General features: G+C 70.3%; 10 protein-coding genes. 2 read left to right on the top strand and 8 right to left on the bottom strand.

Going from position 1 to position 12,675, the window contains the following annotated elements; translation table 11 throughout:
- Positions 1–444 precede the first annotated feature (444 nt).
- The 4 genes from M8I34_RS27760 to M8I34_RS27745 all read right to left on the bottom strand — a co-directional run bounded on the left by M8I34_RS27760 (position 445) and on the right by M8I34_RS27745 (position 4,954).
- The gene (locus tag M8I34_RS27760) at positions 445–1,479 is read right to left on the bottom strand and encodes an NUDIX hydrolase (protein WP_250053785.1); all 1,035 of its coding nucleotides are present in this window, start codon (positions 1,477–1,479) and stop codon (positions 445–447) included.
- A 349-nt stretch (positions 1,480–1,828) separates the two neighbouring features.
- A complete protein-coding gene (locus M8I34_RS27755) occupies positions 1,829–2,746 on the bottom strand; it encodes a carbohydrate ABC transporter permease (protein WP_250053784.1) in 918 nt (305 codons plus the stop codon).
- Complete coding sequence (locus M8I34_RS27750) at positions 2,746–3,654, bottom strand: carbohydrate ABC transporter permease (protein WP_250053782.1); 909 nt, start codon at positions 3,652–3,654, stop codon at positions 2,746–2,748. The genes M8I34_RS27755 and M8I34_RS27750 overlap by 1 nt, the downstream gene beginning before the upstream one ends.
- Positions 3,655–3,697: 43 nt before the next feature.
- The gene (locus M8I34_RS27745; RefSeq protein WP_250053796.1) at positions 3,698–4,954 is read right to left on the bottom strand and encodes an ABC transporter substrate-binding protein; all 1,257 of its coding nucleotides are present in this window, start codon (positions 4,952–4,954) and stop codon (positions 3,698–3,700) included.
- A gap of 269 nt (positions 4,955–5,223) precedes the next feature.
- Between M8I34_RS27745 and M8I34_RS27740 the strand changes: the two genes are divergently transcribed.
- On the top strand, positions 5,224–7,290 hold the full coding sequence (locus tag M8I34_RS27740; RefSeq protein ID WP_250053779.1) for an NPCBM/NEW2 domain-containing protein: 2,067 nt from the start codon (positions 5,224–5,226) through the stop codon (positions 7,288–7,290).
- A gap of 125 nt (positions 7,291–7,415) precedes the next feature.
- On the opposite strand, the gene M8I34_RS27735 is transcribed toward M8I34_RS27740, so the two are convergent.
- Together M8I34_RS27735 and M8I34_RS27730 are read right to left on the bottom strand one after the other, a co-directional pair.
- On the bottom strand, positions 7,416–9,578 hold the full coding sequence (locus M8I34_RS27735; protein WP_284050890.1) for a serine/threonine-protein kinase: 2,163 nt from the start codon (positions 9,576–9,578) through the stop codon (positions 7,416–7,418).
- Between the two features lie 282 nt (positions 9,579–9,860).
- Entirely contained in the window at positions 9,861–10,817 is a 957-nt protein-coding gene (locus M8I34_RS27730) for an ROK family protein (RefSeq protein ID WP_250053777.1), read from the bottom strand.
- A 141-nt stretch (positions 10,818–10,958) separates the two neighbouring features.
- Between M8I34_RS27730 and M8I34_RS27725 the strand changes: the two genes are divergently transcribed.
- Positions 10,959–11,999: a LacI family DNA-binding transcriptional regulator gene (locus tag M8I34_RS27725; protein ID WP_250053775.1), complete on the top strand. Its 1,041-nt coding sequence runs from the start codon at positions 10,959–10,961 to the stop codon at positions 11,997–11,999.
- A 65-nt stretch (positions 12,000–12,064) separates the two neighbouring features.
- Here M8I34_RS27725 and M8I34_RS27720 read toward each other — a convergent pair whose 3' ends face one another.
- Positions 12,065–12,295, bottom strand: a complete 231-nt coding sequence (locus tag M8I34_RS27720; protein WP_250053773.1) for a hypothetical protein — start codon at positions 12,293–12,295, stop codon at positions 12,065–12,067.
- On the bottom strand, positions 12,292–12,618 hold the full coding sequence (locus M8I34_RS27715) for a hypothetical protein (RefSeq protein WP_250053764.1): 327 nt from the start codon (positions 12,616–12,618) through the stop codon (positions 12,292–12,294). The genes M8I34_RS27720 and M8I34_RS27715 overlap by 4 nt, the downstream gene beginning before the upstream one ends.
- Positions 12,619–12,675: the final 57 nt, after the last annotated feature.

Raw genomic sequence — 12,675 nt, 5'->3', positions numbered from 1 at the left:
GGGGCTGTGGGTGCGGTGACGGACCTCGGGGGCCGGTGTGTGGGACTGCTTCGCTTTACGTCCCACACACCGGCCCCTCCGGCCCGTCCCCTCCCGTGAGTGGAGAAAGTAAAAGTGGGTGGGGGCGAGCCAACGACGTACACGTCTCCATGTGATCCACAAGCAGTACCGGACCACCTACGAGCACCCCCACCGGCCTTCCCCCATTCCCCCACGGGAGGGGACGCGCCGCAGGACGAAGTCCGGAGGAGCGGCACCGCACCCAACAGCCCCGCGCAGCGACCCCGCCCGCCGCAGGCGCAACGGCGAACAACCAACCACGGCGGGAAAGACAAAAACGTGGGGCGCAAGGCAAAGCGCAGCGAACCGGCCCGCCGCAGGCGCAACGGCGAGACGAACCACGGCGGGAAAGCCGACAACGTGGGCAAAGCCAAAAACGTGGGGCTACCCCACGGGAACACCCGCCTCCAGGTGAAGCGGACAACCCCGTTCACGGGCGCGAAGCGCCCACCGTAGGCGGTTCCAGCGGACCGGTGGGAGCATTTTCTCGGCCTCGGCCTCGGTGGCGAAACGCCACCCCCGCAGTTCGGCGCCGGGGAGCAGGAGTTTGCTGATCCGCTCGTCGGTCAGGGTGCCGCCGTCGTAAAGCAGGCGGAGGCCGCCGTAGCCGGGCGGTTTGGGAGCTTCCCAGTCCAGGACCAGCAGTCGGGGGGCGCGGGACAGTTCGATGCCCAGTTCCTCGGCGACCTCCCGTACGCCGGCGTGGGCGGGCGCCTCGCCGCGTTCCACGATGCCGCCGGGGAACTCCCAGCCGGCCTTGTAGGTCGGGTCGACGAGCAGCACCCGGTCCTGGTCGTCGAAGAGCAGTACGCCGGCGGCGAGCGTCTCGGCGGTCGGTTCGGGGGTTTGCACGATGTCGCAGGCGCCGGCACCGGTGCGGATGGCCTCGGCGACCTGCTCGGCGGTCTGCCGGGCGGTGAGCCGGGTGGTGTCGACGACATGGGCGTCGCCTTGGAGCCAGGGCAGTGCGTCGGCGTACGGCCCCAGGTGTTCCAGGCTCCACCGGCGCGTCGACGTGGTGACCCCGGCGTCCCCGGAGGCGTCCTCCCGCTCCGATATCCGGGCTCGCAGGATCGTTTCCTCCGCGTGCAGCAGGACATGCCGTACGGGGATCCGGCGGGCGGCGAGGGAGCCGAAGATCTCGTCGCGGTACTCCTGGCGCAGCAGCGTCATCGGCGTCACCAGGGGGCCCGGGACTTCGGTGAGCAGTGCCGCTGCGGTGTCGACGACCATGCGCCGCCAGGCCGGCAGGTCCTGGTAGTCGTCGATCTCCTCGAACCGCTTGGCCGGCAGCATCAACCGCAGTCCGCTGCCGAGGAGTTCGGGGTCGTAGAGCGTGCTTCCGGGAAGCAGGTCGAGCAATTCATGAGCCGTAGTGGTCTTGCCCGCACCGAACGTGCCGTTCAGCCAGACGATCACGGTTTCCCCTCTTCCCTAGACCCAGGTGAGTTGCCCGCCACACCCTGCCACGGAACGCTCGGGGTCACGGGCCGCGCGCACGACCGGGGAACGTTGCGCATTCGACCATCGGCGCGGCCAGGGAGGTTTCCCACTCCCACGGCCGCGCCGGTCGCGAATTGCCTCGCGCGGAGGATGACCGGTCAACGTATCCGCCGCCGCGAAGCCCCCGGCAAACAAGCGCTCCCCCGCCCCTCCAGTACCGAAACCCTCACCCGCATACCGGGTTCCGGGCCGCCGTCGGCCCGGCGGGCGGCGCATATGACGGCGGCCCATCGTGCCGGCGGCGGCCGGTTCCGCGCGGCGGCCCTCAGCCCTTGCTCGCGCCGAGGGTCAGTCCGGCGATGAAATGCCGCTGAAGGAGCAGGAAGACCACAATCGTGGGCAGCGCGACGAGGACGGAGCCCGCGGCGAGAAGGTTGTAGTCGGTGAAAAACTGGCCGCGCAGATTGTTGAGGGCCGAGGTGACGGGGAGTTTGTCACCGTCGGAGAGGAAGACCAGGCCCCAGAGGAAATCGTTGTACATCCAGGTGAATTGCAGGGTGCCCAGGGCGGCGAGCGCGGGACGGCACAAGGGGAGGGTGACCCGCCAGTACTGCGCCCAGAGGCCCGCGCCGTCGACAATCGCGGCCTCCAGGATTTCCCGCGGCAGGGTGCGCATGAAATTGGCCAGCACGAAGACGCAGAAGCCGAGTTGGAAGGCGACCTGTACGGAGATGACGGCCCACAAGGAGTCGTACATCGTCAGGGAGTCGGACATCCAGTACGGCAGCGGAATCTTGTTGAACAGCACATAGAGCGGGGTGACGATCACCTGCTGGGGCAGCAGGTTGCCGGCGGTGAAGAGCATCAGGAGGACGATGCCGCCGCGGATCCGTACCCGGGAAACGGCGAAGGCCACGAACGAGGCCAGGAAAAGGGTGAGCAGGACACCTGGCACGGCGATGAGGAGCGAGTTGAGAAAGTACTTGCTCATCCCGGAGTCGGCGAAGGCCTGTTGGTAGTAGTCGAAGGAGAGATGGCGCGGGAGGGAGAAATAGCCGTACTTCGCGGTCTCTTCGTAAGGGCGCAATGAGGCATAGACGGCCAGCAGCAGCGGGGCGAGGAAGGCGATGGAGACGGCGAACAGGAAGAGGTGGACGCCGAATCGGCCGCGGCGGCGGGCCGGGGCCGGGGTGGCGGGTGCCGGCCGCAGGGCGGGCGGCGCGGTGGTGGCAGATGCGGTCATCACTGCCGCTCCCCTCGGAGTTCCTGGACGAGATAGGTCACGATGAACCCCAGGGAGACCAGCAGCAGGACGACGGCGATGGCCGAGCCGAATCCGATCCGGCTCGCCTCCCCGATGATGTTGTCGGTGACCAGCACGGACAGCAGCTCCAGGCCGTTGCGGCCCTTGTTGATGGCGTAGACGATGTCGAAGGCGCGCAGCGATTCGATGACGGTGATGACGCCGACGATCACATTCACCGGGCGCAGGGTGGGCAGCACGACACGGAAGAAGGTCTGCCGTTCGCTGGCGCCGTCGAGGGCGGCGGCCTCTTTGAGGCCGCTATCGACGGATTTCAGGCCGGCGAGATAGAGGATCATGACATAGCCGGTGTGCCGCCAGCAGGCGGCCAGCAGCACCATCCAGATATTGAGTCCGGGATTTCCCAGCCAGTCGGTGGGATTCCGGCCGCCGATCACGGCGTTCACTGCGCCCTGGTCCCGGGAGAGGATCAGCTGGGCGATAAAGCCGACGACGGCGAGCGAGAGCACGACCGGCATATAGAGCGTCGACTGGTAGAAGCGGCTGAAGCGGACACCGCGGTCGATGAGGACGGCGAGCAGCAGTCCGAACGGGGCGGCGAGCAGCCCGAGGAAGACCAGCCACAGGAGGTTGTGGCGGACCGCCGGCCAGAACTGCGGGTAGTTGGTGAAGAGGTTGTCGTAATTCTTCAGACCGGCCCACTGGATATCGCCGATGCCGTCCCAGGTGGTGAAGGACAGTCCGACGGAGGCGAGCGTCGGGCCCCAGATCAGGGCGAGGTCGAGCAGGATGGGTATGCCCAGCAGCACGCCGAGGACGACGAGGTCACGGCGGGTGTGGCGCCGTGGGCCCGGTCGTCCGGCGCGCCGTGCGCGGGTGTTCGGCACGGCGGTTTGCTCCCCGTCTTTCACAGCGGCCTTTTGACGGCGCTCACTTGGCGGAAAAGATCTGCTTCTTCTGGCGTTCGATGTCGTTGACCAGACCGTCGATGTCATCCGGTGTGCTGAGGAACTGCTGGATCGCCTGGATCATCACGGTCGAGGCGAAATCGGGCCGGGTGTCGCGGTCCATGAACTGCGATATCTGCTTGGCGCCGGAGACGAGCTGGACGGCCTTCTTCTGGAGCGGGGTGTAGGCGGCGGTGTCCGCACCGCTGTTGACCGCGACATTGTTGGGGTCGGACCTGAGGTAGAGGTCCTCCGCCTTGGGTGTGGCGAGGAACGTCAGCAGATCCTTCGCCCCCTCCTTGTCCTTGGCCTTCTTCGACATCAGAAATCCGTCGATCGGCGCCTCGACCGCGTCCTGGCCATGGGCCGGATCGATTTCCGGGAACGGGAAGAAGTCGAGATCCTCCCGGTCGGCGGCGCTGAACTGCTGACCGGGGTGCGGCAGTCCGAGCACGGTCATACCGGCTTTCTTCTGTGCGAGGCTCTGGGCGGCCTCCTGCCAGGTGCGGCCGTTGGCGCCCTTCTGGTGATAGGGCATCAGCCCGCGCCAGAGGTCGAAGACCTGCTTGACCTGCGGACTGTTCCAGGCCTTCTGGCCGCTCATCAGCGCGATATGGAAGTCGTAGCCGTTGGCGCGCATATTGAGATAGTCGAAGGTGCCCATCGCCGGCCAGCCGTCCTTGTCGCCGAAGGCGAACGGCACCAGGCCGTCCTTCTGCATCTGCTTGGCGAGCGCCCGGTACTGGTCGAAGGTCTTGGGGACGTCGTACCCTTTCTCCTGGAACACGCTCTTCCGGTGGAAAACGGCCCACGGATAGTAGTAGTACGGCACCAGGTACTGCTTGCCGTCCAGCCCCGTCGACTGCTTCTTCAGCGCGTCGGAGAACCCGTCGAAGCCCCGCCACAGATCACTGATGTCGGAGAGCAGGCCCTTCTGCGCGAAGTACTGCATACGGTTTCCGGCGAACCACATGAAGACATCGTCCGGGCTGCCCTGGAGGTAACGGTTGATGTTCTCCTGGAAGTTCTCGTGATTGACGGTGTTGACCGTCACCTTCTTCTTCGACTTCTTCTCGTAGGCCTGGAATGCCTCGGCGAACGCCTTCTTCGGTACGGCGTCCGAAGCATTCGACCCCATCGTGATGCCGTTCGGGCCGCTGCTACAGGCGGCGAGCAGGGACGGGAGGGCCACGGCCCCCGCGCCGAGCGCCGCGCCCCTCAGCAGCGTCCGGCGGGACATCCGACGTCCTGCCGCTTCCCCGTACGTATCCGAGCCGCTGAACGTTGACTGGACCATGTCCCCCTCCTCAGGGGTGGAACCAAACAGAACCGAACGCGAGTGGTGGGATCTCACTCCGAACGGCAGGTCGAGTCAAGGGTTTTGTCAGGCGAAACAGGAACCGTTACCGCTCCTCTTCCAACAGACTCCAACAAGCCCTACCGTAAACACTCGCACGCGACCGGTACACGACCCCACCACACCTCTCGCGAAGACGGAGGACGCGAACCATGCGCGTTCATATCCGCACCACCCACCGGCGAGGCCGGCGAAGAATCGTCGGAGCGCTGTCCGCCGCGCTGCTGTGTACGGCAGGGGTGACCGCCCTGCCCGCCGCGGCCCGTACGCCCGGTTCCCCGGCATCCGGCCCCGCCCCCACCGCTCGCCCCGGCCCCGCCCCCCGGCTCCCCGACGGGCTGGCCAAGGCACCCCCGATGGGCTTCAACAACTGGAACTCCACCCACTGCCGGGCGGAGTTCAACGAGGAGATGGTCAAGGGCATCGCCGATCTCTTCGTCGCCAAGGGCCTCAAGGACGCCGGTTATCAGTACGTCAATCTCGACGACTGCTGGGCGCTGCCCGCCCGCGACGGCAACGGCAAGCTCGTACCGGATCCGCAGCGCTTCCCGCACGGCATCAAGGCGGTGGCCGATTACGTCCACTCCAAGGGCCTGAAATTCGGCATCTACACGAGCGCCGGTATCAAGACCTGCAACCCGGCCGGATTCCCCGGCGGCCTGGGCCATGAGAAGTCCGACGCCCAGCAGTTCGCCGACTGGGGTGTGGACTACCTCAAGTACGACAACTGCAATAACCTCGGCGTGGACGCCAAGCAGCGGTACCGCACGATGCGGGACGCACTCAAGGCCACCGGGCGGCCCATCGTCTACAGCATCTGCGAGTGGGGCGAGAACAAGCCCTGGGAGTGGGCGTCGGACGTAGGGCACCTGTGGCGCACGACCGGTGACATCAGTGACTCGTGGTCGAGCATGCTCGGGATCGCGAAGCAGAATCTGCCGCTCGCCCCGCATGCCGGCCCCGGGCGCTGGAACGACCCGGACATGCTGGAGGTCGGCAACGGCGGTATGACCGACACCGAGTACCGCAGCCACTTCTCCCTGTGGTCGATGATGGCCGCCCCGCTGCTGATCGGCTCCGATCTGCGCAAGGCCGGCCCGGAGACGTTCGAGATCCTGGCCAACAAGGACCTCATCGCCATCGACCAGGACCCGCTGGGCAAGCAGGCCACGGTGCTGAAGTCCGAGTCCGGCCGCTGGACGCTGGTCAGACAACTGGCCGACGGCGACCGCGCGGTGGCGCTGTTCAACGAGACCGGACAGCCGCAGCGGATCTCCACCACCGCCAAGGACCTGGGCCTCCCGCAGGCCGACGGCTACCGGCTGCGCGACCTGTGGCGGCACCAGGACACCCACACCACGGGCACCGTCTCCGCGACCGTCCCGGCACATGGCACCGTCGTCTACCGCGTCTCCGCCGACGGCCGCTGGGCCACCTATCCACCGGCCGTCGAGACCGGCACCGACCGTACGCCGCTGGTGGAGGCCGGCACCCCCGCCGGCCTCCGCTCCACCGTCCGCAACCTGGGCGGCACCCCCGCCAAGAACCTCAGCGTCACGCTGAAGGCCCCGCGGGGCTGGCAGGTCAGGGCCACCTCCCCGGCGACCGCACGCGCACTGCCCGGCGGCAGCACCCTCACCACCGGCTGGAAAGTCAGCGCGCCGGCCGGCACCGCGCCCGGCGCCTACGACCTGCCGCTGACCGCCGACTACCGCTCACCGCGCGGGGAGCGGATCACCTCCACCCTGCCCGGCACCGCCCATGTCGTGGTGCCACCGCCGTCCGGGACCTCCTACGCCTCCGCACTCCCCTGGCTCACCGCCGCCAACGGCTGGGGCCCGGTCGAGAAGAACACCAGTGTCGGGGAGAGCGAGACTGGGGACGGCAGGCCGATCGGCATCGGCGGCACCGGCTTCGCCAAGGGCCTCGGGGTGCACGCACCCAGCGAGGTGAGCTTCTACACCGGCGGGCGATGCTCGGCGTTCCGTGCCCAGGTCGGCATCGACGACGAGTCCGGCGACCGGGGGTCGGTGGGCTTCGAGGTGTGGGCCGACGGCAAAAAGGTCGCCGCGAGCTCCACGGTGACCGGAGCGGATGCCGCCAAGGCGGTCAGCGCCTCGGTCGCCGGAGCGCAGACCGTACGGCTCGTGGTGACCGACGGCGGGGACGGTATCGACTACGACCACGCCGACTGGGCCGACGCCGCGTTCCAGTGCTGAAGCCGCAACGACCCGTCCCTTAGGACGAGTTGATGACGGCGCCGGGCGGGCCACTCGGTCCGCCCGGCGCCAACGGCCTGCGTCTGGACACGCACCAGCACCTGCACCTGCACACAGGAGGGCGGTCAGCAGGTGGGCAGCCCGGGGACGGGCTGATCGTTCGCCCCGCCCTTGAGGTAGACCACGCTGACATAGACACCGGAATTGCCGCTGTCGTCATCGGTCTTGGCCCACCAGACGTTGGTCCACTTCCCGTACGTCTCCCGGCGGCCCAGCTTCGCCTGGCAGTAGAAGTAGTTGGTGCCCGACTTGAGGGTGCCGACCTGCTGGAACGACGAGGTGTACGAGCTCGCGGCGCGCCACACCTCACAGTTGGCCTTACCGCCGCCGATCGACGCACACGACGGCTCCTGGGTCGGGTCTCCACCGCCACCACTGCCCCCGCCGGACGCACCGCCCTGGGCACCGCCCGCGCCACTCCCGCCGTCGGTGCCGCCCTGCGCGCCCCCGTCTCCGCCCGAACTGCCGCCCGCACCACCGGGCTTGGGCTTCTCGGACGCACCCTCGCCCGAGGGCCGGTCCGCATCCGACGGCCCCGCGCTCTTCCCGCCGTCCTGGTCCTGCCCCTTGCTCTTGCCCTTGTCCTTACCGTCGCTCTTCCCGTCCGCCTTGGCGCCGTCCTTGTCGGCGGCCGCGCTCGGTGCGCCCGGCCCGGCCGGCTGAGCCGACGGCTGCCCGCGGTCCGCGACCGCCCCGCTCGGCCCCCCGCCGACCAGCGCATAGGTCACACCGCCGCCGGCCGCGAGCACGGCGAGCACCGCTGCCGCGGCCAGCAGCACGCGACGCCGCGCGCGGACCGGCAGCCGTTCGGTGTCCCGCGCCCCCGGGCTTCCCGAGTGCGGGCTCCCCGGGTACGGATGGGCGCCCGTACTGCCCACGGGCGGACCGGCCATCACACCGGGCGGGTCGCAGACGGGGCCGGGCGACGGGAACGTGAACCCGGGTTCCTGGTTTCCGGTGACGCCCTGCTGATGCTGCGGCGCCTGGTGCTGCGCCGGGGGCGTGGGGTACGGGGAGGGGCCCGGGTGCGGCGTCGGTGTGGGTGCCGTTGCCGGTGTCGGCGACGGCGACGAAGGCGACGATGGCGATGGCGGCGACGGCGCGGGCTGGGTCACCGGCGCGCCCTCAGCCCCATGGCCGGAGAGCCAACTGGACGGCGGGGCCGCCGCGTTGCCCGACCCCCCGGCGGTGCCACCGGTACCGGCCGCCGCCCCACCCGGCTCTCCCACCCCGCCCGGCTCGCCCTGCGCACCGTCGGCCGTCGCCGGGCCGGGCTCCTGTGGCGCGGACGGCGGGACGATCGCCCGTACGTCCGTCGCCGTGGGCAGATAGGACGCACCGGGCACCGGGAGCTGCGCGGGCTCGCGCCCCTCGGCCACCGCTTCCAGCAGACTCCGGGCGTGGGCGGCGGAGGGCCGGTCGGCCGGGTTCTTGGCCATCAGGGCCTGTAGGACGGGGGTGAGCGGCCCGGCGCGCCGGGGCTCGGGGAGCGGCTCGGTGACGATGGCGGTGAGCGTCGACCACACCGACGTACGGCGGAACGGCGTACCGCCGCCCTCGACGGCCGCGTACAGGGTCATCCCGAGGGACCAGATGTCCGAGGCCGGCGTGGGGTCCTGGCCCTGTGCCCGCTCGGGCGGCAAGTAGTCGAGCGAGCCGACCAGTTCGCCACTGCGGGTGATGTGGGTGGTCGCGCCGTCGCCAGGGGCCTCGATGCTCGCGATACCGAAGTCGGTGAGCACCACCCGCCCTCCCCCCGTGCCTGAACGGCCTGGGCGGTGCCCCCAGCCGTCCAGCAGCACATTGCCGGGCTTCACATCGCGGTGCAGCACACCCACTTGGTGCGCGGCGTCCAGCGCGTCCATCACCTGGGCGCCGATCCGGGCGATCTCCCTCGGGTCGAGGGGGCCCCGCTGGTCGATGGCGTCGTCCAGCGAGGGGCCGTCCACCAGCTCCATGACGATGACGGGGCGGCCGTCCTCGTCGATGACGTCATGGACGGTGACCACACCGGAGTGCCGGATACGGGCCGCGGCCCGCGCCTCGCGCTGCATACGGGTGCGCAGGTCGGCCAGCTCCGGGGCGGAGGCATCGGTGTAGGCACGGAGGACCTTGACCGCGACCTCGCGGCCCAGCACTTCGTCGACGGCGCGGCAGACCACGCCCATGCCACCGCGCCCGATCCGGCCGGTCACGCGGTACCTGCCGCCCAGCAGCCGCCCCGTCAGATCGGCGTCGTTGCCCCGCTGGGGCCCACTCGCGGCGGCGGCAGCCGGAACTCCGTGGCCCGCACCGCCGGGGGCGTTCCGCGGCGGGGTATCACCCGTCTCGCCGGGACCGCTCACACCACCCGCCGCACGCTCCTCGTCCGCTCCGCCCTGCTCACGCTCCCCCGGTGTCACCGTCACCGATCCCCTCGATACCCGTAGCTCTGCCCATACGCCGTGTACGTCGTGGTGTACGTCGCGGTCGGCAACAGACTAAGGGGCGCACGGGGGCCCGTGGGCTCGTCAGGGCATGGGGGCGAAGGCATCGAGGCGGGACCGTTGCCCGGCGGCAGCGGCGGCGCCCACCACCCCGGCGTCCGTGCCCATTTGGGCGGGTACGACCGTCAGGCCCGAGACGAACGACAGCGTCGCATAGTCCCTCAGGGCCGCCCGCAAGGGGGTGAAGAGGACATCTCCCGCGCCCGCGACTCCCCCGCCGATGACCGCGATATCGATCTCCACGAGGGTGGCGGTGGCGGCGATTCCGGCGGCCAGCGCCTGCGCGGCCCGCTCGAAGGAGCGCAGGGCGACCGGGTCACCGGCGTGCGCGGCGGCGGCGACGGCGGCCGCGCTGGTGTCGCCGTCGGGGCCGGGCAGCCAGCCGTTGGCCAGCGCCCGGCGGGCGATGTTGGGGCCGCTGGCGATCCGCTCGACACAGCCGCGGGCCCCGCACGGGCAGGGGTCACCGTCGACATCGACGCTGATGTGGCCGATGTGCCCGGCGTTGCCCGTGGGGCCGGGGTGCAGCCTGCCGTTGAGGACGAGTCCGCCGCCGACGCCGGTGGAGACCACCATGCACAGCGCGTTGGCGTGACCGCGCGCGGCACCCTGCCAGTGCTCGGCCGCGGTCATCGCGACACCGTCACCGACCAGCACGACGGGGAGCTCTCCGACGAGCGCCCGCACCCCGGCGACGAGCGGGAAGTTGCGCCAGCCGGGGATGTTGACCGGGCTGACCGTGCCGGACGAGGCGTCCACCGGACCTGCGCTGCCGATGCCGACGGCCGCCACCCGCGCCCAGTCCGGGCCCGCGGCCAGCTCGGCGACCACCTCGGCCACCGCACGCATCACCGTCGCCCCGTCCTTGTCGGCGGGGGTGGGCCGGGAGGCCCGTGCGACCAGCCTGCCGCGGGCGTCCACCAGAGCGCCGGCGATCTTGGTGCCGCCAATGTCCAGCGCTGCGCTGAGGTCCGTCTGCATCAGTGTGGAATCTCCTGGTGGGCCCGGGGGCCGAGCGTACCGGCCCGGCGTGAGAACGCCAGTCTTGCGTCGATTGACAACGTTGTCTAGAGGCTATGCTCGACGCCACACCTGACGCCGACAGAATCAGGACCGCACACCGTGACCGACACCGCGCGGGGCACCTCCCGCCGCTATGGCACCCGGCCCACGATGAAGGATGTCGCGGCGCGCGCCGGGGTCGGCCTCAAGACGGTCTCCCGCGTGGTCAACGGCGAACCAGGGGTCACCCCGGACACCGAACGACGCGTCCAGGAAGCCATCACCGCCCTGGGGTTCCGCCGTAACGACTCCGCCCGGATCCTGCGCAAGGGGCGTACGGCCAGCATCGGTCTGGTGCTGGAGGATCTCGCCGATCCCTTCTACGGCCCGCTCAACCGCGCTGTCGAGGAAGTCGCCCGCGACCACGGCGCGCTGCTGATCAACGGCTCCAGCGCCGAGGACCCGGACCGCGAACAGGAGTTGGTGCTCGCGCTGTGCGCACGGCGGGTGGACGGGCTGGTCATCATCCCGGCCGCCGACGACCACCGCTATCTGGAGCCGGAGATCGCGGCCGGGATAGCCACCGTCTTCGTGGACCGCCCGCCCGGCCGGATCGACGCGGACGTCGTGGTCTCCGACAACTTCGGCGGCGCCCACGACGCGGTGGCCCACCTCATCGCGCACGGCCATCGCCGGATCGGCTTCATCGGTGACCAGCCGGGCATCCACACCGCGCGCGAGCGGCTGCGCGGCTACCGCACGGCAATGGCCGCCGCGGGCCTGCCCGTCGACGACTCCTGGGTGTCGCTGGGCTCCACCGCCCCCGACCGGGTACGTACCGCCGCCACCGCCATGCTGGACGCCCCCGAGCCGGTCACCGCGCTCTTCGCGGGCAACAACCGGGTCACCGTCACCGCCGTACGCGTCCTCGGCGAACGCCCGCGCCCGGTCGCGCTGGTGGGCTTCGACGACTTCGAACTCGCCGATCTCGTCCGGCCCGCGATCACGGTCGTCGCCCAGGACCCGGCACACATGGGCCGGACGGCCGCCGGGCTGCTCTTCCGCCGCCTGGAGGGCATCGAGGATCCGCCGCAGCGCAGGGAGATCCCCACCCGTCTGATCGCCCGCGGCTCGGGCGAGATCCCCCCTTCGGAGAGCTGAACTCCCCCCGGAGACGCCGGAGACCCCCGGGCCGGCGCGGCTCCGGGGAGTTCCGGGCGGAGTGATCACCGGTCGTCGCGATGCGGGGCGCGGCCGGCCTTCTTCCAGATGAGCACCATCCCCAGCACGAGCACGATCAGCGCGACGATCACGATGACACCCTTGATCGCGGCGTCGGCCAGCAGGTGCTGGACGAGGTCCGACTCGTCGCTCCCGTCGCCTCCACCCCCGCCTCCGCCTCGGGCGAGGACCTCATACGTCGGGCCGTTGCCGGCCGTCGGACCGCCGCCGGTCATCGGGCCCCACCCCGCCCCGGCTCCCGTTCGCGCTGCCGCTGCCCGCGCCCGTCGTCGTCCAGGTGCCGGGCCGCGGCCCGCACCACCGCACCGGCCACCGACCCGCGTCCCCGGGACGCCCCACCACGGCCCCGCGCGGCGCCCCGGTCGTCCAGATAGCGGCTCACGGCATGAGCGGTGGGTGCCGCATACCGCCGCGCCGCACCGAGCTTCCCCCGGCGCTTGAGGACGAGCGCCACGGCGAAGACCAGCAGGGCCAGCACCACCAGGCCGCCCGCGATCACGCCGAACCGGATGAGAAGAAGGTTCAGGACATGCTCCACGATCACCCCTCCAATCGTTGTATCACAAGTGTGATACAAAACAATTTATCACAGCCG

It is taken from the genome of Streptomyces sp. MCA2 (assembly GCF_023544705.1).
Taxonomy (GTDB): Bacteria; Actinomycetota; Actinomycetes; order Streptomycetales; family Streptomycetaceae; genus Streptomyces; species Streptomyces decoyicus.
The sequence above is the reverse complement of the archived record's forward strand: the minus strand, read 5'-3'. Positions and strand labels throughout refer to the sequence as shown.

What these genes read in the sequence shown, in the direction of transcription:
- M8I34_RS27730 (WP_250053777.1), bottom strand. Translation starts at nt 10,817, where the DNA reads ATGCAGACGGACCTCAGCGCAGCGCTGGACATTGGCGGCACCAAGATC.
- M8I34_RS27740 (WP_250053779.1), top strand. Translation starts at nt 5,224, where the DNA reads ATGCGCGTTCATATCCGCACCACCCACCGGCGAGGCCGGCGAAGAATC.
- M8I34_RS27720 (WP_250053773.1), bottom strand. Translation starts at nt 12,295, where the DNA reads ATGACCGGCGGCGGTCCGACGGCCGGCAACGGCCCGACGTATGAGGTC.
- M8I34_RS27755 (WP_250053784.1), bottom strand. Translation starts at nt 2,746, where the DNA reads ATGACCGCATCTGCCACCACCGCGCCGCCCGCCCTGCGGCCGGCACCC.
- M8I34_RS27745 (WP_250053796.1), bottom strand. Translation starts at nt 4,954, where the DNA reads ATGTCCCGCCGGACGCTGCTGAGGGGCGCGGCGCTCGGCGCGGGGGCC.